Source organism: Acidiphilium iwatense (assembly GCF_021556475.1).
In the GTDB taxonomy this organism is placed as follows: domain Bacteria; phylum Pseudomonadota; class Alphaproteobacteria; order Acetobacterales; family Acetobacteraceae; genus Acidiphilium; species Acidiphilium iwatense.
The window spans coordinates 122,612-143,289 of sequence record NZ_JAKGBZ010000005.1 but is presented as its reverse complement, the minus strand read 5'-3'; the positions used below and the strand labels follow the sequence as shown (position 1 = coordinate 143,289).

Genomic DNA, 20,678 nt, shown 5'->3' with positions numbered 1-20,678 from the left:
GGACCAGGCAGCTTCCCAGCCGCAAAAGCAGCCTCCTCCCCGCTCCACGCAACACTGCCCCCCAATACCGAAACCCCATACGATCTCAGCAATTCCTTCGCCTGATACTCATGTATGTTCATCTGATTCCCCGTACGGTCGTCATTGGCCTGTCATCCGAAAATATTGTGATTTCGATATTATCCGCGATACGCTTCACCTGCCGGCGCGGACCTAGACTATCGTTTTGCACCACGCAACCGCATGGAAACGGCACCACTGTCATCTCCTAAGTTAAGTGGGCCAACGCGAAATACGCCTCGCTGCGCATCTCCTCAAGCCGCGAGACCGTTCGTTCGAAAATCGCGGCCCCCGTGCCTGAGGTATAGAGTGCCGCCGGCTCGGCGGCGGCCGAGGTGTAGAGTTTCACCCGATGTTCATAGAGCGCGTCGATCAGGGTGATGAACCGCCGCGCCTCGTCGAAATTCTCCGGCGAAAGCAGCGGCACCGCATCGATCAGAACTGTATCGTAATGCGTCGCCAACGCCAGATAGTCGCCCGCCCCCAACGCCTGGGCGCAGAGCGCCGAAAAATCGAACCGGGCCACTCCATTGGCCGCATAGGGCACCACGAGCTTGCGGCCGAACACGGTCAGGGCGGTTCGCTGCGGCGTCGCTCCGCCGGTCAGCCGGGCGAACACGTCGTCCAGCGCGCGCTCGGCGTTGCCGTCGGCGGGCACATGCCAATTCAGCACGCCATGCACCCGCTCGCGCCGGTAATCGCGTCCGCCATCAAGCACCAGCACGTCGAGGTGGCGTTTCAGCAGCGCGATAAAGGGCTTGAAACTCTCATAGCCCGGCTTGTTTCTGTAAAGATTGTCGGGCAGCGTGTTCGAGGTGGCGACGATCACCACCGCTCGCGCGAACAGCGCCTCGAACAGTCGGCCCAGCAACATGGCATCGCCGATATCGTGGATCTGGAATTCGTCGAAGCAAAGCAACGAAGCCTCGGCGGCGATCTTGGCCGCCAGCACGGCGATCGCGTCCTCCGCCTCGCCTTGATTGATGCGATGCAGGCGCTGGTGGCATTCCTGAATGAATTCATGAAAATGCACGCGGCGCTTGCGCGGAACCTCGGCGGCGTCGAAAAACATGTCCATGAGCATGGATTTGCCGCGCCCGACCTCGCCCACGAGATAGAGGCCGTTCGGATAGTCCACCGGCACTTCGTCGACCCGTTTCTTGTTCAGCAGGCGGCCGAGCCAGCCGTTCGGCGTCGTTCTGGGCTGCGGGTCGTAGCCGCGCAGCCGGGTCCAGAGTTCCTGCAGCCGCTCCACCGCCCGCCGTTGCGCGGAGTCCATCAGGATCGCGCCGGTCTCGATCCGCGCCCGGTAAGCGGACATGATTCCCACGCCGGACCCTTCTTTCACGTCATCGAGCATGGAGCGCGCCGGTAGCGCAATCCACGCCGCGACACAACATTGCGCGCAGGCTCAACCCGGCACCAGCGCGTTCAAGCCAAAAGCGACCGCCGCGAAAACCGCCACGCTCACCGCATAGATGAGGACGAACCACACCCATCTGCGCAGAACCGGATGATCGCGCAGCGCACGGTCGAGCCATGCGTCAATGATAATGGGCACCGGCCTCGACCTTCCCGTGGAATATGGAATAGGCGAATATATTATAGCCGATGATGATCGGGATCATCACCACGGCGCCCACCAGAAGGAAAATCTGCGAACTGACCGGCGATGCCGCCTGCCAGATCGTCAGTGTGGGCGGCACGATATTCGGATAAAGCGAATAGCCGAGCCCCAGGAAACTCACGAAAAACATCCCGAGCGCGCAAAGAAACGGCGTCTTGTCGTGATGCGCCTCGGTATCGCGCGCGAGCGTGCGGAAAAACGCATAACCGAGGGCGATCACCGCGAGCGGCGCCAGCCCGGTGATGAAAATCCCCGGAAAGCTGAACCAGCGATGCGCGAAGGACGGGTCCAGGGTCGGCGTCCACAGGCTCACCACCAGGATCAGCGCCAGCATCACGATGCCGAGTACCTTCGCGTGCCGCCGGACCCGGCGCTGCAACTCGCCCTCGGTGCGCCAAACCAGCCAGGTCGCTCCCAGCAGCGCATATCCCAGCACGACGGCAATCCCGGTAAAGATCGAGAATCCCGACAGCCAGTCGAACGTCCCGCCGGCGAATTGCTGATGCGCGATCCGGGTTCCCTGCAGCACGCCGCCGAGAATAACCCCCTGGCAGAACGCCGCCACCACCGAACCGCCGAAAAACCCGTAATCCCATAAATGCCGCTGGCGTTCAGTGGTCGCGCGGAAGCGGAATTCGAACGACACGCCACGCAGGATCAACCCCATCAACATGGTGATCACGAGCAGATAAACCGAGGGCAAAATCACGCTGTAGGCGACCGGAAACGCCCCGTAGAGCCCCGATCCGCCAAGCACCAACCATGTCTCGTTGCCGTCCCAGACCGGCGCTATGGAATTGACCATCACGTCCCGGTCCTCGCGCATCGGTTCCACCCCGAACAGAATACCCACGCCGAGGTCGAATCCGTCCAATGTGACATATGCGAAGATCACGAAGGCCATGATGCAGCCCCAGATGATCGGCAGCGTATGAGCGTTCAGCATGGGTCCGTCACTCCGCCGAATTGACGGTCGCGTCGGGGTCGTGCAGCCCCTGCGGCCCGTAGGTACGCAGCGGCTTGTCGCCGCTCGGCTCCGGCTCGCCGGTCTGCGGCTCACGCGCCATCATTGCCAGGATGTAGCGGATGCCGGTGCCGAACACGACGCAATACAACACGATGATGATGCCGAACGACCACAATACCTCGCCCACACTCAGCGGCGACACGCTCTGCGCCGTGCGCAGCACGCCATAGACCGTCCAGGGCTGGCGCCCGGTCTCGGTCACGGTCCAGCCCGCGATGATGGTGATAAAGCCGATCGGCCCGCACGATGCCACGATCCGGTGAAACCGCCGCGCCTCGTACAGCCGCCGGCGATAGCGCAGCCACAGGCTGTACAGCCCCACCGCGACCATCACCGCCCACAGCCCGACCATGATGCGAAACCCCCAGAAGGTAGTCACCAGAACCGGCCAGTTTTTCTCGGGGAACGCATCGAGCCCTTGCACCGTGCCATGCATCGAGTGGGTGATGATCAGCGAACCCAGATCAGGCACCTTGAGATCGTATAGCAGCCTGCCGAGCGCCCGATCCGGCCAGCCGAACAGATGCAGCGCCTGGCCCGCCCTGGTATGGAAGTCGCCCTCCATCGCGGCGAGTTTCGCCGGTTGGGATTTCCAGACCTCTCGGCCAGCCGAATCGCCGATCAATCCCTGGATCGGCGCGACGATCGCCGCCATCCACATCGCCATCGACAGCATCAGCCGGCTGACCGGATTATCCTTGTGCCGCAGCAGATGAAACGCACCCACCGCGCCCACCGCGAAGGCGGTCGCCAGATAGGCCGCCGTCACCATGTGCAGCCATTCATAGGGAAAGGTCGGGTTGAAGATGATCTTCCACCAATTGACCGGCACGAACACGCCGTGCGGCCCGATCGTGTAGCCCTGCGGCGTCTGCATCCAGGAATTGGCCGACAGAATCCACGAGGCCGAAATCAGCGTTCCAATCGACACCAGCGCCGTCGCGGCAAAATGCAGCCTCGGTCCCACCCGCTTCAGGCCGAACAGCATGATCCCGAGAAACCCGGCCTCGAGGAAAAATGCGGTCAGCGTTTCATAAGCCAGCAGCGGCCCCAGGATCGGTCCCGCCTTGTTGGAATAGCCGCTCCAGTTTGCCCCTACCTCATATGCCATCACCAGCCCCGAAACCACGCCGATGGCGAATACTACGGCGAAAATCTTAAGCCAGTATTTATAGGCGTCGAGATAGACCTGGTTTTGCGTCTTCAGCCACATCAGTTCGAGCACTGCGAGATAGCTCGCCAGCCCGATCGAAAAAGCGGGAAACATGATGTGGAACGCGATGGTGAACCCGAACTGGGATCGCGCGAGATTGAGCGCGAGGGGTGACGTGATGGCCGACTGCATGGCTCTAGTGTTCCGTTGCGGAAATCCGTTTGCATTGCCAAAAGCGTTCTACGAATTTCCGCAACGATAGAACACTAGAAAAATCAAGCACTTCCAGCGCGGCTATGATTCTGAAATTCCTAAAATCGCCGCCACAACTGAGTAGGAATTTCAGAATCGCCACACTAGCCCTCGGTGTCCGGCACAGCCTGCCTCGGCACGCTGCACTGCATCAAAACCCTGAACGCGCTCTCGATAGGACGCTGACCCTGCCACCGGCAAGACCGGATAGAGGCTTCAGCGCCGTCAATCCTGCATGGCTCAATAGAACAATCCGGGTGCTATGTGCGAAATTCCGGCGCTCAACCAAGTGTGATCGGCCCCGCTTTATTGCCCGCCTTGCCGAAGGCGGTTATGGCCTGTCGGTCGATCTGGCTTCCGCAACCATGGGGATGGCAAACTTGTCCATACTGCGCCGCACGGCACCGCTCGCACTCGGAGTGCTCCTCACCGGCTGCGGCGTATCGCACGCGCTGTTCGGCGGCGGCCAGAAAGGGCTCGGCGAACCCGCGCCACAAAAGCCGGCGGTGGGATTCGCCGTCGCCCCGGTCCCGGAAGCGGCGCTCGCGGCGAAACATATCCTGAACGAAGGCGGCAACGCGGCCGATGCTGCAACGGCAGCCGGATTCGCCCTCGCCGTTACCCTGCCTTCACGCGCCGGCCTCGGCGGCGGCGGCGCCTGTCTGATCGACCTTCCCAAAAATGACGGCGGCACCGGGCACATCACGTCGCTGCTGTTCCAACCCGGCCAGCCGTCCGGTGCCACGTCGGGCGCATCCCGCCCCGCCGCGGTGCCGCAACTCGCGCGCGGTTTGATCGCCATGCAGGCGCGCTATGGCCGTCTGCCACTGTCTACCGATCTCGCCCCTGCGGAAGCCATGGCAGGCGGCGGTGTCGCAGTCTCACGCGCGCTCGCGGCCGATCTTTCAGTCGTCGGCTCCGCCCTCCTTGCCAATCCAGCGTCGCGCAGCGTCTTCACAACCGCCTCGGGCCAGATGCTGCAGGCGGGGGAAACCCTGCGCCAGCCCGATCTCGCGACCACGCTCACCCGGCTGCAATCGGCTGGCGTATTCGGCTTCTACCATGGTCAATTCGCCGCGAAATTCATCGATGCCGCCGATCGGGCCGGCGGTGGCCTCACCCTCGCCGATCTCCGCGCGATCAAGCCGCGCTATGTCACCCCGGTCACGATCGATCGCCTCGGCTATTCCTTGTCCTTCCTGCCGACGGCGGGCGGACTCGGCGCCGCCACCGGCATCGAGTCGCTCGCGCAGAATCCGCAAGCGATGGATGTCGCCGCCGGCCGTGCGCTCGCCGCGGCACAGGCGGCGCGCCACGGCGCTTCGCTTGGCGCCCTGCCCGCCTCGGCCGGGTTCGCTGCCCTCGATCATAAAGGCGGCGTGGTCGGCTGTGCCACGACGATGAACAATCTGTTCGGCACCGGACGAATCGCACCCGGCACCGGCATTCTGCTCGCCGCCTCGCCGGCGCGGATCACCCCGCCACTGCTCGCGGCCGGGCTTGCCACGCGCGGCGGAAACTTCCGGGCGATCGCGACCGGCTCCGGCCAGCAAGGTGCGCCGATGGCGGTTGCCGCCGGGCTCTATAATGCACTGCATTCGAGCGTGCCGATGCCAAGCCCGGTGCCGGCACCCGGTCGCGCCAATGTCATCGCCTGCGCCGGCCTGATGCCCGGTGCGCCGAAATCCTGCGCGGGTGCGGCCGATCCGCGCGGTTTCGGCCTTGCCGTCGGCTCGCGCTGAATGGTGCTGAAAACCGGCTCCGGCGCACGCGTCCCCCCGTTCCTGGTGATGGACGTGATCGCGGCGGCGAATGCTCTCGCCGCATCGCCCGGCGCCGCCAATCACCGCGTCATCCGCATGGAGGTCGGCCAGCCCGGCTCCGGCGCACCCGAAGGCGTGCGGGCGGCGGTGGCAACCGCGATGACCGGAACCGACTCGCTCGGCTACACTGAGGCGTTTGGCCTGCCGCTTCTGCGTGCTCGAATCGCCGCGCATTACGCCGATTGGTATGGCCTCGATCTTCCGGCCGCGCGCATCGCCGTGGTGGCCGGCGCCTCGGCCGGATTTCCGCTCGCCTTTCTCGCCGCCTTCGATCCCGGCGATACCATCGCACTGGCGACCCCCTGCTACCCGCCCTACCTCAACATCATGGTGGCACTCGGCCTGAAACCCATCCTGCTGCCCGCCACCGAAGCGACCGGATTCCAGCCGACCGTGGCAATGCTCGAAGCGCTCGATCCGAAACCGGCAGGAGTGCTGGTCGCCTCGCCGGCGAATCCCACCGGCTCGATGTTAGCCCCCGACGACCTGGCGGCCCTCGCCCGCTATTGCCACGATGGCGGCATCAGGCTGATCAGCGACGAGATCTATCACGGCCTGACCTATGGGAAACCGTCAGCCTCGGCCGCCAGCTTCAGTCCATCGGCCATCGTGATCAACTCGTTTTCGAAGTATTTTTCGATGACCGGCTGGCGCATTGGCTGGATGGTTTTGCCCGAAGACCTGATGCGTCCGGTCGAATGCCTCACCCAGAACATGTTCATCTGCGCGCCGCATGTCTCGCAAATTGCCGCCATCGCGGCATTCGACTGCCATGCGGAACTCAGCGCAAGGCGCGATAGCTATGCGCGCTCCCGTGCCCTGCTGCTCGATGCCCTGCCGAGCGCTGGATTCACCAAACTCTCGCCGGCCGACGGCGCCTTCTACCTCTATGCCGACATCGCCCATACCGGCCAAGGCAGTTCGGATTTCTGCCGTGCTCTCCTCAATGAATTGCATATCGCGGCAACGCCGGGCCATGATTTCGATCCCGCGCGCGGCGAAAACTTCGTCCGCTTCTCCTATTGCGCGACCGAGGCCGATATCGCCGAAGCCGCAAGCCGGTTATTAGATCGAAAATTAACGACAGGTTAGTTTCGGAATGTCAACGGCCGGCCGGCCGGCGCCCCCAGAATCTCATCCTCGCGCATCGCCACCAAACCGCGAACAACCGTCATCACCGGCCATCCAGTCACCCACTCGCCAACAAAGGGCGACCAGCCGCACGGGCTCGCGAGCCACGCTTGTTCGATAACGCGCCGTTGTTTGAGATCGACGATGGTGAAATCGGCATCATAGCCCGCGGCGATCCGCCCCTTGCCCACCGCGCCGTAAATCCGCGCCGGGCCGGAGGCCATCAAATCCACCAGCCGCGCCAGCGACAACCTGCCGCGATGCACCTGATCGAGCATCACCGGCGCCAGGGTCTGCACCCCCGTCAGCCCCGCTGCCGTCTCCGGCCACGGTTTTTCCTTTGCCGATCGCGGATGCGGTGCATGGTCCGATCCGATCGTATCGACCAACCCGTCGGCAATCGCCCGCCACGCCGCCTCCGCATGGCGCGCCTCGCGGATCGGCGGGTTCATCACCGCGTAAGCGCCCAACCGGTCATAGGCGTCGGGCGCCACTTGGGTCAGATGATTGACCAACACTTCCACGCTCGCGACATCCCGGAAATCTCGCAGATAATCCAGCTCCTCCGCGGTCGAAACATGCAGAATATGTGCCGGTCGGCCGGTCTTGCGCGCCAGCGCCATGATCCGCCTTGTGCCGAGTGCGGCACATTCCGGGTCGCGCCATTCGGCGTGTTTCGAATAGGGTTGGCCGAGCGAAAACAGTTTGCGCCGCTCCTGCAAGCGGAACTCGTCCTCCGAATGAAACGCGATGCGCCGACGCCCGCTGCGCATCACGCGTTCGATCGAGGCATCGTCCTCCACCAGCAAATTGCCCGTCGAAGAGCCTGCAAACACCTTGATCGCGCAAACGCCCGGCTCGGCTTCCAGTCCGCCAAGTTGTTCGGCATTCTGTTTGGTCGCACCGACATAAAGCCCGACATCGCACCACGCCCGTCCCGCGACGGACTCGCGTTTCGCCGCGATGCTCGCCGCGTCGGTCGCGGGCGTTCTGGTGTTCGGCATGTCGAAAATCGCCGTAATGCCGCCGAGCACGGCGCCGCGCGTGCCGGTCTCCAGCGTCTCGACATCGGGCAATTCAGCCACGCCGGAATCGCGAAAATGCACGTGCGGGTCGATCAATCCGGGCAGCACATGCAACCCGCCAGCATCGATTGTCCGTTCCGCCTCGCCCCGCGCATCCAGCGTCACGACACGACCGCCCCGCACGCCGATTCGCGCTTCGGCCTCGCCCCAGGGCAGGAGAAACATACCGTTCTCGACGATCAGATCATAACGTTCCGCCATCCCTATCGCTCCGTCAGAACATCAAACACATCGCCGTCAACCGCGCGACCAAACCCGTGCCGCGCGTGCCAAAGCGCCAGAAACAGCAGCCGCCAGCACGCAACTCCCGCGCGCCTGTCATCGGCACGCGCGAAGATTGCGCGCACCCGCTCGGGTTTCGCCAATTGCTCGACGATCGGCGCCCGTGCGACCAATTCACCCAGCCGCGAACCCTGCGCCGCGATCCAGGCCGCCACAGGCACATCGAACCCCTGCTTGCGTGCGAAGGGCCGCGCCTCCGGCAGGTTTTTCTCCAGCCATTTCCTGAGCACGTATTTTCCGAATCCCCTGCGCGCCCGCAGCCCATCCGGGAGCGAAAACGCGAACCGCGCGACTTCGCGATCGAGAAACGGCGTGCGTCCCTCGACGCCATGCGCCATCAGGCAGCGATCGAGCTTCAGCAGCAAATCGTTCGGCAGCCATTCGGCGATATCCTCACGCTGCGCACGAACAAGCTTCGACCCATGAGTCACATTCCGCGCCCGATCGAGTCCCGCGCGCCAAACCGCTCCCCCGTCGCGCAACACGTCCAACCCGTCGAAACCGCCCCGCGCGCGCATCCGCTTCGCAAACGGCCAGGGCCGCGCCGCCACCCGATACCGCCCATAACCGGCGAACATCTCGTCACCACCTTCGCCCGACAACACCACCTTCACCGCTTCTCTCGCGCGGCGCGCCAGAAACCAGCTCGGAATGATCGCATAATCCGCCGCCGGATCGTCCATACATCCAACAATTTCGGGCAGATGCCGCCACATCATCGCCTCGCCGATCTCGATGCGCTCATGCCGCGCCCCCACCGCGCGCGCACTGGTTTCCGCCGTATCGCGCTCGTCGGCAACCGATGAACTGTCGAACCCCGCGGTAAACGCCAGAACCTTCGCGTCGTTCAGCCGCGCCATCAGCGCCAGAATCGTCGCACTGTCGATGCCGCCCGACAGAAACATGCCATACGGTACGTCGCTGCGCTGATGCATCTCCACGCTGTCTTCGAGCACGCGGTCGAGTGCTGCAATCGCCGCATCCTCGTCACGCGGCGCCTCGCCGGGCTCGATCGGATCATGGCGCAGCCGTCGCTCGATCGCGCCTTCCCGAAGCGTCAGCGTCTCGCCCGGAAGCAGTCGCGTAATCTCCGAAAACACCGTCGCGGAACCGGTGACGAACTGCAATTGCAGCAATTCGACGAGTTTTTCCGCATCGATCATCCGCGCCACCAGCCCCGCCTCGATCAGCGCCTGCGGTTCCGAAGCAAACGCTGCCCCGAACGACGTTTGCGCGGTATAGAGCGGCTTGATCCCGAACGGATCGCGCGCGAGCGTGACGGTTCCGCGCATCGCATCGTCGATCGCGAGCGAAAACATCCCGCGCAGGCGCGGCGTGACATCAGGCTCCGCGCGCGCGAGAAACAGCGGCGGCTCGCAGTCGCTGCCGGTCCGAAACGGCCTATCGGCCATCTCTGCCCGCAATTCCAGATTGTTATAGATTTCGCCATTGCCGATCAGCGCGGCATCCGCACCGAACAGCGGCTGATCGCCGGTCGCGAGATCGATAATGGCGAGCCGCGTCTGTACCAGCGCCGCCCGTTCGCTGACATGCACGCCCGATCCGTCCGGTCCGCGATGGGCAAGCGCGCGCACCAGCGCCGCAAGAATCTCCGGGCCGACCCGTGCCCCCGGCTTCAGCGCGATGCCGGCAATCCCGCACATCAGCGCTTCACCGTCCGCAAAAAATCCCGCCACGCGGCAACCACAACCGCTTGATCAAACTCAATCTCGAACCGCGCCCGTCCCGCCTGCGCGAGCACTGCCGCGCGACCGCGATCGCCCAGAACGCCGGCCATCGCCGCTGCTAACGCCGCGTCATCGCCGATCGGCGCCAGCACGCCATCGACTCCATCGCGGATGATCTCGCGCGGCCCTTCGGCGGCGGCGGCAACCACCGGAACCGACGCGGAAAACGCCTCCAACACCATGTTACCAAGCGGCTCGTGACGTGACGATGACACAAATATATCGGCCGCTTTCAGCAATGCCCCGATATCGCTCCGCCAGCCGGCCAGATGCACCCGGTCGCGCAATCCAAGGCTTGCAATCAACGACTCCAACGCCGCGCGTTCCGGCCCTTCGCCGGCGATCACCAGATGCGCATCCGTAAGCCGCGCCATCGCGCGGATTAGCGTGTCGAATCCTTTCACCGCGTGTAGTCGGCCTAACGCAAGAATCAGCGCCGCACCCTCCGGCACGCCCAAACCGCCACGATTCGCCGGCATCACCCCGGCAAAATCCACCACGAAATTCGGCAGATAATGCACCCGTCCGCGCGGCCAGCCCTGCGCACCCACCCAGCGCACGATGTCGCGCGTATTACCCACCAAATGATCGCAGCGCCGGAAATATTTGAGATCGTAATACCCGCCCAGACGCCCGATCAGCGCCCAATCCCCGCGCGGCGCATGATACGCCGCCCGGCTCATCCAGGCGATCGCGACATCCGCCCGGAATTCCCGCAAAACCCGCGCGGCACGCGGCCGGGTCAACACATCGAGCAGGCCGCCGAATCGCAACCCCACCGGCGACAATCGCGCCGCCCGCAGCCGCGCGACCCGATCAGGATCCGGCCGGATCACCGGCAGCACCGCTTCGCCCGATTGCGCCAGCGCGATCGTCATACGCTCGAAGAACAGTTCGGCACCACCCTGCGCGGCTCCCGCCATCAAATGGGCAATCCTCACGCCGGCACCGTCGTGCCGAGCAGCGCCCGCGCCGTGGCGACCACCTGATCCACAGCCAAGCCGTCCATTGGCGCTTCACCTTCCGGCCCCGGCGCGGCAACAAACGACGCACGCACACCCGCCGGCGCATATTCCGATGCGCGCGACCGGCCGAACAACCCCAACGTCGGCGTCCCTGCCGCCGCCGCGAGATGCATCAGCCCGGAATCATTGCCCACGAACAGCGCGCAGCGGGCGAGGCACGCGGCCGCCTCCGGCACGCTGACCGCACCCACAAGGTCGATCGCATCCGGCAGCGCCGCAAGCACGGGCGCCGCACGGGCGCGCTCGTCAGAACCCGGACCACCAAATATGGCAATGCGCGGAACCCCAAGCCGCCGCGCCAGGTCGCCAAATCGCTCCGCCGGCCAGATCTTGCCGTCCCAGTTCGCCGTCGGTCCCAATCCAAGCACCGTCCCGCCCTCCGGCAACAGGATCGCCGCCCGCGCCCGATCCTCCGGCGCGGTCCACGCCACCGGCAGAGGCGCCGGATCGAAACCGAGCGCCACGCCGATCTGGACATAGCGCCGGCCCGGACGCCGCCCGCCGCGCACGATCACCCGCCGCCCTGCCGGCAAAAGGAGCGACAGCGCCGATCCCCGGAAATCGACGATCAAATGCCACCAATGGCGCACCACCTCGGCCCATAACGAAAACCAGTGCCGGTCCAGGCTCTGCTTCTCGAACACGATCAACCGTTCCAGCCCCGGCAGGCTGGCAAACACGCCGGCAGAAGCCGCGCCGCAGGCAACAGTCAGTCGCGCCTCGGGATGCGCAAGCCTGATCCGCTCGATCACACCCGAGGAGATCACGGCGTCGCCCAGGCGCGAGGAGGTGATGAACAATATCCGCATGTAATGCGGCGTCTAGCACGACTTGCCGCGCGCCGGCCAAGGGGCCACATTTCAATCATGACAAAAACGGCTTTTCTCCCCCATCGCGGCGTCATCGCAATCGAAGGCCCCGACCGCGTCACCTTCCTGCAAGGGCTGGTCTCCAACGACGTCACCAAAGCCGTCCCCGGCCGTGCCGTCTGGTCCGCTTTGCTCACCCCGCAGGGCCGCTACCTCGCCGAATTCTTCATTCTCGCCACAGCGGACTCGCTCCTGCTCGACACCGCGCGCGAAGCCATCCCCGACCTGATCAAGCGCCTCGGCCGCTTCAGGCTGCGCAGCAAGGTGACCCTCGCGGATCGCTCCGCCGATTTCGCCGTCCATGCCGCCTGGAACGGCTCAGCCACCATCCCAGACGCCATCACCGCTCCCGACCCACGGCTCGACACCGCCGGAACCCGAATCCTTGCCCGAACCAGGCTCCCCGACGCGCTCGATGCCACCGCCTACCTCGCCCACCGCCTCGCCCTCGGCCTACCCGACCACGCCGATCTCGAACCCGAAAAAACCCTGCTGATGGAAGCCGGTTTCGACGAACTTCACGGCATCGACTGGGACAAAGGCTGCTACATGGGCCAGGAACTCACCGCCCGCACCCGCTATCGCGGCCTGGTCAAACGCCGGCTCATCCCGGTGAATGGCAGCACCGATCTACCATCGCCCGGCACGCCCATCACCACCGGGGATCGCGACGCCGGCGCGTTGCGCGGCCGCCTTGGGTTGCGCGGTCTCGCCATGCTCCGGCTCGATTGCCTCTATTTGCCCTTGCAAGCAGGCCCGATCATGGTCAAACCTGATATGCCCTATTGGTTAACCCTCCCCGAGCCTGCCCAGGCATGAAAGCGCAAGCATGATCGTCGTCCATCATCTGGAAGCCTCGCGTTCCCAGCGCATCCTCTGGCTGCTCGAGGAACTCGGCCTGGAATACGAGGTGAAGCGCTACAACCGCGACCCAAAGACAATGCTCGCGCCGGCCAGCCTGCGCGCGGTGCATCCGCTCGGCAAATCCCCGGTGATCACCGACGGCGACACCACGATCGCCGAAACCGGCGCGATCGTCGAATACCTCATCGAAAAATACGGCGAAGGCCGCCTGATCCCGCCCACCGGCACCGACGATCGCCGCCGCTATTCCTACTGGCTGCACTATGCCGAAGGGTCCGCCATGCCCTTTCTGGTAATGAAGCTGATTTTCACCGAAATGCCGAAACAGGGCCCGTTTTTCGCACGCCCGCTCCTGCGCATGGTCGGCAGGCAGGTCGGCGACAAATACCTCGATCCCAATATCGCAACCCATATCCGCTACTGGGAGGACGCGCTGGCCAACTCCACCTGGTTCGCCGGCAACGACCTGACCGGGGCCGACATCATGATGAGCTTCCCGGTCGAGGCGGCGAACGCGCGCGATGCCTTGCGCGGCAATTTTCCCCGGATCAACGCCTTCCTGGCGGCGGCGCATGCCCGCCCGGCGTATCAGCGGGCATTGGCGAAAGGCGGACCCTACCCTTACGCCTGAAAGGCTATTTGCAAACTCTACTCCGGCGGCCATTCAGCGGCGTTTCGCTGCGCTCCGGCGCTCACGCACTCAAGTGCGCTCCGCTCCGGTGCTCGCGAGACATCACCGACTGACTCGCCGGAGCGAGTTTCCAAACAGACTTTTGGGCGTCTGAATCCCACCGAAATCCCCGCGCCGCCGACGATCAACGCTGCCGCCCCGATAATCGTCACGCTCAATGGCGTCCGCCCGACCGCGACCAGCAGCGCGGTCGATAGCAGCGGTGCTGCATAGGACAGCGTGCCGAGCAGCGCGAGGTCGCCGCGCTTGGTCGCGTGGTCCCAGAAAAAAAAAGCAAGCCCGACCGGCCCCACCCCGAGGGCAATCATCGCGACCGCCTGACCCGTGCTCGGAATGACCGTTTGCTCCACCGCGAGATGAACCAGCAGCGCGGCGAACGCCACGGCGCCGCATATCCCGGCGATCAATTCGCTCGGCACCGCCCTGATCCGCTGATTCGCGACCGAATATCCCGCCCAGACAAAAGCCGCCGCGAACGCACAGCCATAACCCAGCGCCGATCCATTGCCCGTAAGCCCGGTGCCACTAAGCAATATCAGCACCGTGCCCGCCAGCCCCAGCGCCGCCCCGGCGACATGGCGCGCGTGCAGCCGCCCTCCCGGCAGAAAAGCCGCGAACACGACGATCAATAGCGGCCAGAGATAACAGATCAAGCTCGCCTGCGCCGCCGGCGCATGGTCGAGCGCGGTGAAATACAGCGCGTGATAGGTGAAAATGCCGGCGAACCCGAGCGCCCAGGCCCGCACCGGCTGGCGCAGCCGCCCCAGCCTTCGGCGCACCACAAGCACAACCATGCCGGCCGCGAAAGCGACGCCGAAACTCAGCACCAGCGTTTCGAACGGCGGAATCCCCCGCGTGCTCGCCGCAAGCAGCGCCAAGGTGGACCACAACAGGATCGCCAGCCCGCCGATCGCCGTCGCCTTTGAGCGTTCGGAATTGACCGGATTGAAGCTTCGGATCGTCATGGCGACCGCTTAAGCCACTCACGCAGACACGTCTTGTCCGATGCTGTCCAAAAACGACGCGAATCGACAAATCAGGCTGAGGCAATTCGACGCGCGACAGCGGGTGTAATGCCCCGAACATCGCGCATCCGGCGCGTCAGAGCGCTCTGATCGGCGTGGCCGGACATCACGGCAATCTCTGCGATCGGCAATGATGTCGAACACAGCAAGGCCCGCGCAAAATCGAGCCGCAGCCTCATCAATTCTTCGCGCGGCGTCGAGCCGAACCGGGCGTGGAACAGGGCATGGAGTCGTCGTTCGCCGAGTCCCGCTGCCGCCGCGATCTCCGCCGTGGTGCAACGCTTCTCGAGGTTGGCGCGCATGAATTTGAACGCGCGTGCGATGGCTCGGCCGCCCGAATCCACCGGGCTGGTTTCGAGACCGAACAGCGCATCGACCAGCAGGGTTGCCCATGGGCGAGCGAACATATCGGGCAACGGAACGTGAAGATCGGAATGTTGAGCCGAATTGTCCTGTCTTGCCCGGACATATCCCAGAAGATGCGCGATCGCGGATGGTATCGGGAAGAAGGCGCCGCGCTCCGGCACAATGGCGATATCGTCCATATCGACAACGATGAAACGGTCGCCCGGTTCGGCATGAAACACGTGGCGCTGGCCGGCGGCGATCAGCGCACCATGCCCAGCATCCACCTTACCACCGCGAGAGCCAATCTCGATGTCCATGGTTCCGGCAAACGGCAGGACGATCTGATCGAAAGAATGGATATGCTGCCCCGGAAGCCGCTCATAACGCCGAATCGAAACCGTCATCGGGCACCCGTGAAATTTTGGAGGTCACGCCGCGAGCGCCGCCTTCGCCGCGCGATATTCGGCGATCAGCCGCTCGATCCGCACCCGAGCCGGCACCACCGCATCCACCGCGCCGATCCCCTGGCCGGAACCCCAGATATCCTTCCACGCTTTTGCCTTGGCGCCGTCGTGGAAATTCATCGCCGAGGCATCGCTGGCCGGCAGATTATCCGGGTCGAGCCCGGCGGCGACCACGCTGGGCCGCAAATAATTGCCATGCACCCCGGTGAACAGATTGGTATAGACGATGTCCCCGGCGCTGCCATCGACGATCGCCTGCTTGTAGGAGGCCGAGGCATTGGCCTCCTCGGTCGCGATGAACGCCGAGCCGATATAGGCGAAATCCGCCCCCATCGCCTCCGCCGCCAGAACCGCCCGCCCGGTGGCGATCGCGCCCGACAACGCCACCGGCCCGTCGAACCACGAGCGGATCTCCTGGATCAGCGCGAACGGCGAAATCACCCCGGCATGACCGCCCGCCCCGGCGGCAACCGCGACCAACCCATCCGCGCCCTTCTCGATCGCCTTATGCGCGAAGAAATCATTGATGATGTCGTGCATCACGATGCCGCCATAGGAATGCACCGCCGCGTTCACCTCGGGTCGCGCACCGAGCGAGGTGATCACCAGCGGCGCCTTGTACTTCACGCACAGCGCCAGATCGTGCTCCAGCCGCGCGTTCGAGCGATGCACGATCTGGTTCACCGCGAATGGCGCCGATGGCGTCTCGGGATGCGCCGCGTCCCAGGCGGCGAGCGCCTCGGTGATTTCGGCCAGCCATTCGTCCAGCATGGTTTCCGGCCGCGCGTTCAGCGCCGGAAACGAACCGACGATACCGCTGGTGCATTGGGCGATCACCAGCTTCGGGTTGGAAACGATGAACAGCGGCGAGCCGATCGCCGGAATCGCGAGGCGGTTGCGCAGGACGGATGGAACGGTCATGCAATGCTTCTGCCGACCCTTTCCCTATGCGTCAACTGGTGCCGATCAGAATGCCCACCCCGAATACGATCGCCCCTCCCAGCGCCACCTGCAGCGCCGCCTGTAGCGGCGGCGTCTCCATATAGCGCGTCCTGATCCACGAAATCACGCCGAGTTCGACCACCACCACGGCAAAGGCCACGCTCATCGCGGTCCAGAAATTCGGGATCAAAAACGGCAGCGTATGACCGAGTCCGCCGAGCGTGGTCATCGCCCCGGTAATCACCCCGCGAATCACCGGCGAGCCCCGCCCGGTCAGGCTGCCATCATCCGACAAGGCCTCGGCGAAAGCCATTGAAATCCCAGCCCCCAGCGATGCGGCTATGCCGACGATGAACGCTTCCCACGGCTTGCCGGTGGCGAAAGCGGCGGCGAAAACCGGAGCAAGGGTCGAAACCGAACCATCCATCAGCCCGGCAAGGCCCGGCTGGACATAGCGGAGCACGAAGTTGCGCTCGGCCGAGGCATCCTCCTTGCTGCGCACCGTCTCGGGCAGGTTTTCCTCGGTCAGCCGGTCGGCGATCCGCCCGTGGCCCTGCTCGGCCTCGGCCAGATCGCCGAGCAGCTTGCGGATCGCGACATCCGAGGTCCGGCTCGCCGCCAGACGGTAGAAATTCGCGGTCTCGGCTTCCATGCTTTCGGCAAGCTTGCGGACATCCCTGATGCTCGGCTTGGGCAATTGCCACACGGTCTTGCGATGCAGGAAGCCGCGCACGTCGTGGCGGCGGATCAGTGGGATATGATCGCCGAATTTCTCCTGAAACATGTCGATCAGGCAGCGCCGGTGTTCGCTCTCCTCCGCGGCCATCTCGAAGAATACCTTGGCGGATGCCGGATAGTCCGCGTGCAGGCTTTCCGCGATGTCGGTATAGATGCGGCCATCCTCCTCCTCCGCGCCGATCGCGAGGGCCAGGATTTCGCGTTCCGAAAGTTCCGAGAAATTGCGCATGGCCCCGAAATGGCGCGGCGGCCGGCATTGGTCAAGATTTTGGTTTTATTTGATATTTATTTGCAATTAGGTGCCCCGACAAGACGCTGTCGTCGCGCGGAGAGTCGCGCGACGGCGTGCATTCGCACGTCACCCGCGGGCGCGATCCATCGTCGCACAACCCGGACAATCCCTGCACTTGCACCAACTCGTAAACCCTGCATGATTCCGCGTCATGAGCGCAACAATGCCCCTGTTCGACAAGACATCGTGCCCCTGCTTTTCGGGATTGAGGCGGGTGCGCTGCTGTGGCCTCGATCCCGCTGGCCTACCCGACCCCGCGAACCACGCGGTGCTCGATCCCTTGATGGAAAAGGCGCGCACCGCCCGCACCGAGGGCCGCAACCGGGAAGCCGAGCGCCATGTCCTGCAAATCCTCGATCTCGCGCCACATCATCGCGACGCGCTGCGCCTGCTCTTCGAACTCCGCCGCGCGGAAGGCCGCCTCGCCGCGGCCGAGGCGCTGATCAAGCGCATCGCCTCGCTCGATCCGCCGGCGGTGCTCGCGCATGTCCAGCACGCGCAACTCCTGGTCAATCAGGGCCGCCACGCCGAAGCGGAGACGCCGGCCCGCCTTGCCTTACAGCTCGCGCCGCGCGATCCGACGGTGAACCATTTGCTCGGCATCATCTTCACCGAGACCGGCAAACTCCAAGCAGGCGAACGGCATTACCGCATGGCGCTCGGCTTCGCCGATCAGCGCGACCCGGCGCTGATCGGCAACCTTGCCTGGAACATGAAACAGCAAGGCCGGCTCGACGAAGCCGCCTCGCTCTACGAAGCGGCCTTCGCCCTCAAGCGGGACAATCCGCGCGGTCTGGCGGGGTACGCCCAGGTCCAGGCGGCGCGCCTGCGCCTCGACGAGGCGGAAGCCCTGCTGGCCGAGGCGGCGGCGCTCGCGCCGGCGGACCGGATGATCGCCCTGCTCGGTGTCCTGGTCCGGCTGCATCGCGACGATCCGGCCGATGCCCTGGCTCGGATCGAGGCCGTCGCGGCGTCGATCGCGCCGCAGAGCCTGGTCGCCACCGAGTTCGCCGCCAAGGGTCAGGCGCTGGAGCGGCTCGGCCGGTTCGACGACGCCTTCGCCGCCTATCAGGCCGCCAGAACCTTCCAGCGCGAGCGCGCCGGCCGGCAGTTCGATCCGGCCCCGATCGAAGCCCGACTCGCCCAGGTCAAAACCACCTTCATCTCCGATCGGCTTTCCGCCCTGCCGCGTCCGGCGCCGATCGCCGGTGCGCCGGCACCCGTTTTTCTGCTCGGCACACCGCGTTCGGGAACCTCGCTGCTGGAACAGATGCTGATCCAGATGCCGGGAATTGATCCCGCCGATACGCGCGGCCCGCTGCCCGATCTCGCCCGGCTGCTGCCCGCCCTGATCGCTGGCCTCGGCGGCCCGGAGAAGAAATTTCCCGAGGCCCTGGTCGAAACCACGGCGGGCGAACAGCGCGACGCCCTGCCCATGCTCGCGCAGCGCTACCTCGCCACGCTGCGCGGCAGCGCCACGATCGGCGCTGACTCGCGGTTCGTCACCGATCGCGGCGCCGAGCTGCCCTGGCTGATCGGCTTCGCCGCCGCCCTGTTCCCCGACGCGCCGGTGATCCATGTGCTGCGCCATCCGCTCGATGTCGTGCTGTCCGGCTTCGCGCAGGACAAGCTGTACGAGGGCAATGCCGGGGTCACGCTGGCCAGCCTCGCCCGGCTCTACGACGCCCAGATGCAAGCGATCGCCCAGGTGCGCGGCCAGACCACCCTGCGCTACCTGCCGATCCGCTACGAAGACATGGTGCGCGACCCGGCGGCGGCCCTCGGTCAGGTGCTGGATTTCCTCGCCGTCGCCGCCGATCCGGCGACGCTGCTCGCCGCCCCCGAGAGGATCGCGGCATGAGCGGCGTTCAGGGCGTCAAGGTCACGCTCGGCGAGGTGCTGAGCGAAATCAGCGCCTTCGAGCGGGACGGCAAGCTCGAGGAAGCCGAGGATCTCGCCGAACGGGTGCTGCGCGCCGCACCCGAGCACCCGCACGTCCTGCATCTGTCGGGCATCGTCGCCTATCGGCGCGGCCGGATTCCTGTAGCGATCGAGCGGATGGAAAAATCCCTCGCGCTATCGCCCACCGTCGCGATCTATCCGCGCAACATGTGCGAGATTTATCGCGGCGCCGGCAGGCTGGACGATGCACTGCGCATGGCCCAGCGCGCCGTGGAACTCGCCCCGGAGGATAGCCGCGCGCATTTCAATCACGCGCTGATCCGTTACGAACGGCTTGAGCTGGACGACGCGCTGGCCGCCGCCGACCGGGCGCTCGAACTCGATGCCGAATTTCCCGAAGCGCATTTCGAGCGCGCGGAAGTGCTTCTCCTCGGCGGCCGGCTGGCCGAGGGCTGGGAAAGCTACGAATGGCGCTTCAAGCTCAAACAGGCCGAGGGCATGTTGCCCAAGACCGACAAGCCGCAGTGGGACGGATCGCCCGTGCCCGGAGGCCGTCTGCTGCTGGTCGCCGATCAGGGTTTCGGCGACTGTATCCAGTTCGGCCGCTATATTCCCTGGGTCGCCGAACGCGCGCCCAAGCCCGTGCTCGCCTGCAGCGGCGATCTGGTGCCGATCCTGCGGCAAATTCCGGGAATCGGCCGCATCGTGACGCGCTGGGAAGCGACCGGCGAGTTCGATGCCTATATCCCGCTTTCCGGCCTGCCGCGCCTGGCCGGCACGACCCTCGACACGATCCCGACGCCGATCCCCTATCTGCACCCCGATCCGGCCAAGATCGCCGGCTGGAAGCAGCGGCTCGACGCTCTCACCCCGCGCGGCAAACGCCGCGTCGGTCTGGTCTGGGCCGGCAGGCCGACCCACAAGAACGACCGCAAACGGACCGTCAAGCTCAGCCAGTTCGCGCCTTTGTTCGCCCGGCCCGATCTCGCCATCGTCACCGTGCAGAAAGGCGACCGGATCGACGAGGTCGGCGGCTATTTCGGCCCGGCCCCGCTGGTCAATCTCGGCCCCAGCATCGTCGATTTCACCGATACGCTGGCGATCCTGCAAAGTCTTGACCTGCTGGTCACCATCGATACCTCGGTCGCTCATCTGGCTGGCGCGTCGGGGCGCCCGACCTCGCTCATCCTGCCGCATGCGCCGGACTGGCGCTGGCTGCTCGGGCGCGACGACACGCCCTGGTACCCATCGATCAGGTTATATCGCCAGCAGCGCGCCTATGACTGGTCCGGCGTGGTGGAACGTCTCGTCGCGGATATCTAGATCCGCC

The 20,678-nt window shown here is 65.1% G+C and carries 18 protein-coding genes and 1 pseudogene; 6 read left to right on the top strand and 13 right to left on the bottom strand.

Going from position 1 to position 20,678, the window contains the following annotated elements; translation table 11 throughout:
* The 5 genes and pseudogenes from sucC to L2A60_RS04440 form a co-directional block, all read right to left on the bottom strand.
* Window positions 1-122, bottom strand: a pseudogene (sucC, locus tag L2A60_RS04460) (succinate--CoA ligase subunit beta); the annotation flags it as partial.
* 146 nt (window positions 123-268) lie between these two features.
* Window positions 269-1,420, bottom strand: coding sequence for a cell division protein ZapE (gene zapE, locus L2A60_RS04455; protein ID WP_235703164.1), 1,152 nt, complete (start codon window positions 1,418-1,420; stop codon window positions 269-271).
* 51 nt (window positions 1,421-1,471) lie between these two features.
* A complete protein-coding gene (locus tag L2A60_RS04450) occupies window positions 1,472-1,621 on the bottom strand; it encodes a DUF2474 family protein (protein ID WP_235703163.1) in 150 nt (49 codons plus the stop codon).
* Window positions 1,605-2,633: a cytochrome d ubiquinol oxidase subunit II gene (cydB, locus tag L2A60_RS04445; protein ID WP_235703162.1), complete on the bottom strand. Its 1,029-nt coding sequence runs from the start codon at window positions 2,631-2,633 to the stop codon at window positions 1,605-1,607. Before cydB ends, L2A60_RS04450 begins: the two co-directional genes overlap by 17 nt.
* A gap of 7 nt (window positions 2,634-2,640) precedes the next feature.
* Window positions 2,641-4,059 (bottom strand): cytochrome ubiquinol oxidase subunit I, encoded by a 1,419-nt coding sequence (locus L2A60_RS04440; RefSeq protein ID WP_235703161.1) that lies wholly within the window; start codon window positions 4,057-4,059, stop codon window positions 2,641-2,643.
* A 431-nt stretch (window positions 4,060-4,490) separates the two neighbouring features.
* Here L2A60_RS04440 and L2A60_RS04435 point away from each other — a divergent pair, with 431 nt between their 5' ends.
* Window positions 4,491-5,861 carry a gamma-glutamyltransferase gene (locus L2A60_RS04435; RefSeq protein WP_235703160.1) on the top strand — a complete coding sequence of 457 codons (1,371 nt, stop codon included), beginning with the start codon at window positions 4,491-4,493 and terminating at the stop codon, window positions 5,859-5,861.
* On the top strand, window positions 5,862-7,034 hold the full coding sequence (locus L2A60_RS04430; RefSeq protein ID WP_235703159.1) for a pyridoxal phosphate-dependent aminotransferase: 1,173 nt from the start codon (window positions 5,862-5,864) through the stop codon (window positions 7,032-7,034).
* Here L2A60_RS04430 and L2A60_RS04425 read toward each other — a convergent pair.
* Genes L2A60_RS04425 through L2A60_RS04410 form a run of 4 tightly spaced genes read right to left on the bottom strand, consistent with a single transcriptional unit; the run spans window position 7,031 to window position 12,022 of the window.
* Window positions 7,031-8,359, bottom strand: coding sequence for a dihydroorotase (locus tag L2A60_RS04425; RefSeq protein WP_235703158.1), 1,329 nt, complete (start codon window positions 8,357-8,359; stop codon window positions 7,031-7,033). The two genes, L2A60_RS04430 and L2A60_RS04425, sit on opposite strands and share 4 nt — an antisense overlap.
* A gap of 2 nt (window positions 8,360-8,361) precedes the next feature.
* A complete protein-coding gene (gene asnB / locus L2A60_RS04420) occupies window positions 8,362-10,104 on the bottom strand; it encodes an asparagine synthase (glutamine-hydrolyzing) (protein WP_235703170.1) in 1,743 nt (580 codons plus the stop codon).
* Complete coding sequence (locus tag L2A60_RS04415; protein WP_235703157.1) at window positions 10,104-11,111, bottom strand: glycosyltransferase; 1,008 nt, start codon at window positions 11,109-11,111, stop codon at window positions 10,104-10,106. The genes asnB and L2A60_RS04415 overlap by 1 nt, the downstream gene beginning before the upstream one ends.
* A 14-nt stretch (window positions 11,112-11,125) precedes the next feature.
* On the bottom strand, window positions 11,126-12,022 hold the full coding sequence (locus L2A60_RS04410) for a glycosyltransferase family 9 protein (RefSeq protein WP_235703156.1): 897 nt from the start codon (window positions 12,020-12,022) through the stop codon (window positions 11,126-11,128).
* A 57-nt stretch (window positions 12,023-12,079) separates the two neighbouring features.
* On the opposite strand from L2A60_RS04410, the gene ygfZ reads away from it, so the two are divergent.
* Together ygfZ and L2A60_RS04400 are read left to right on the top strand one after the other, a co-directional pair.
* Complete coding sequence (ygfZ, locus tag L2A60_RS04405) at window positions 12,080-12,901, top strand: CAF17-like 4Fe-4S cluster assembly/insertion protein YgfZ (RefSeq protein WP_235703155.1); 822 nt, start codon at window positions 12,080-12,082, stop codon at window positions 12,899-12,901.
* 10 nt (window positions 12,902-12,911) lie between these two features.
* Complete coding sequence (locus tag L2A60_RS04400; protein ID WP_235703154.1) at window positions 12,912-13,577, top strand: glutathione S-transferase; 666 nt, start codon at window positions 12,912-12,914, stop codon at window positions 13,575-13,577.
* 17 nt (window positions 13,578-13,594) lie between these two features.
* Here L2A60_RS04400 and yddG read toward each other — a convergent pair whose 3' ends face one another.
* The 4 genes from yddG to mbfA all read right to left on the bottom strand — a co-directional run bounded on the left by yddG (window position 13,595) and on the right by mbfA (window position 17,383).
* The gene (gene yddG, locus L2A60_RS04395; protein WP_235703153.1) at window positions 13,595-14,602 is read right to left on the bottom strand and encodes an aromatic amino acid exporter YddG; all 1,008 of its coding nucleotides are present in this window, start codon (window positions 14,600-14,602) and stop codon (window positions 13,595-13,597) included.
* Window positions 14,603-14,673: 71 nt separating this feature from the next.
* A complete protein-coding gene (locus L2A60_RS04390) occupies window positions 14,674-15,414 on the bottom strand; it encodes an AraC family transcriptional regulator (RefSeq protein WP_235703152.1) in 741 nt (246 codons plus the stop codon).
* Between the two features lie 24 nt (window positions 15,415-15,438).
* The gene (locus L2A60_RS04385; RefSeq protein WP_235703151.1) at window positions 15,439-16,395 is read right to left on the bottom strand and encodes an NAD(P)H-dependent flavin oxidoreductase; all 957 of its coding nucleotides are present in this window, start codon (window positions 16,393-16,395) and stop codon (window positions 15,439-15,441) included.
* Window positions 16,396-16,426: 31 nt separating this feature from the next.
* Complete coding sequence (mbfA, locus tag L2A60_RS04380; protein ID WP_235703150.1) at window positions 16,427-17,383, bottom strand: iron exporter MbfA; 957 nt, start codon at window positions 17,381-17,383, stop codon at window positions 16,427-16,429.
* 214 nt (window positions 17,384-17,597) lie between these two features.
* On the opposite strand from mbfA, the gene L2A60_RS04375 reads away from it, so the two are divergent.
* Window positions 17,598-19,307: a tetratricopeptide repeat-containing sulfotransferase family protein gene (locus L2A60_RS04375; RefSeq protein WP_235703149.1), complete on the top strand. Its 1,710-nt coding sequence runs from the start codon at window positions 17,598-17,600 to the stop codon at window positions 19,305-19,307.
* Window positions 19,304-20,671, top strand: coding sequence for a tetratricopeptide repeat protein (locus tag L2A60_RS04370; RefSeq protein WP_235703148.1), 1,368 nt, complete (start codon window positions 19,304-19,306; stop codon window positions 20,669-20,671). The genes L2A60_RS04375 and L2A60_RS04370 overlap by 4 nt, the downstream gene beginning before the upstream one ends.
* Window positions 20,672-20,678: the final 7 nt, after the last annotated feature.

Bases quoted from the DNA above. Each gene is read 5' to 3' on its own strand.
- zapE (WP_235703164.1), bottom strand. From the start codon at position 1,420: ATGCTCGATGACGTGAAAGAAGGGTCCGGCGTGGGAATCATGTCCGCT.
- cydB (WP_235703162.1), bottom strand. From the start codon at position 2,633: ATGCTGAACGCTCATACGCTGCCGATCATCTGGGGCTGCATCATGGCC.
- L2A60_RS04440 (WP_235703161.1), bottom strand. From the start codon at position 4,059: ATGCAGTCGGCCATCACGTCACCCCTCGCGCTCAATCTCGCGCGATCC.
- L2A60_RS04435 (WP_235703160.1), top strand. From the start codon at position 4,491: ATGGCAAACTTGTCCATACTGCGCCGCACGGCACCGCTCGCACTCGGA.
- L2A60_RS04430 (WP_235703159.1), top strand. From the start codon at position 5,862: ATGGTGCTGAAAACCGGCTCCGGCGCACGCGTCCCCCCGTTCCTGGTG.
- L2A60_RS04425 (WP_235703158.1), bottom strand. From the start codon at position 8,359: ATGGCGGAACGTTATGATCTGATCGTCGAGAACGGTATGTTTCTCCTG.
- asnB (WP_235703170.1), bottom strand. From the start codon at position 10,104: ATGTGCGGGATTGCCGGCATCGCGCTGAAGCCGGGGGCACGGGTCGGC.
- L2A60_RS04415 (WP_235703157.1), bottom strand. From the start codon at position 11,111: ATGGCGGGAGCCGCGCAGGGTGGTGCCGAACTGTTCTTCGAGCGTATG.
- L2A60_RS04410 (WP_235703156.1), bottom strand. From the start codon at position 12,022: ATGCGGATATTGTTCATCACCTCCTCGCGCCTGGGCGACGCCGTGATC.
- ygfZ (WP_235703155.1), top strand. From the start codon at position 12,080: ATGACAAAAACGGCTTTTCTCCCCCATCGCGGCGTCATCGCAATCGAA.
- L2A60_RS04400 (WP_235703154.1), top strand. From the start codon at position 12,912: ATGATCGTCGTCCATCATCTGGAAGCCTCGCGTTCCCAGCGCATCCTC.
- yddG (WP_235703153.1), bottom strand. From the start codon at position 14,602: ATGACGATCCGAAGCTTCAATCCGGTCAATTCCGAACGCTCAAAGGCG.
- L2A60_RS04390 (WP_235703152.1), bottom strand. From the start codon at position 15,414: ATGACGGTTTCGATTCGGCGTTATGAGCGGCTTCCGGGGCAGCATATC.
- L2A60_RS04385 (WP_235703151.1), bottom strand. From the start codon at position 16,395: ATGACCGTTCCATCCGTCCTGCGCAACCGCCTCGCGATTCCGGCGATC.
- mbfA (WP_235703150.1), bottom strand. From the start codon at position 17,383: ATGCGCAATTTCTCGGAACTTTCGGAACGCGAAATCCTGGCCCTCGCG.
- L2A60_RS04375 (WP_235703149.1), top strand. From the start codon at position 17,598: ATGAGCGCAACAATGCCCCTGTTCGACAAGACATCGTGCCCCTGCTTT.
- L2A60_RS04370 (WP_235703148.1), top strand. From the start codon at position 19,304: ATGAGCGGCGTTCAGGGCGTCAAGGTCACGCTCGGCGAGGTGCTGAGC.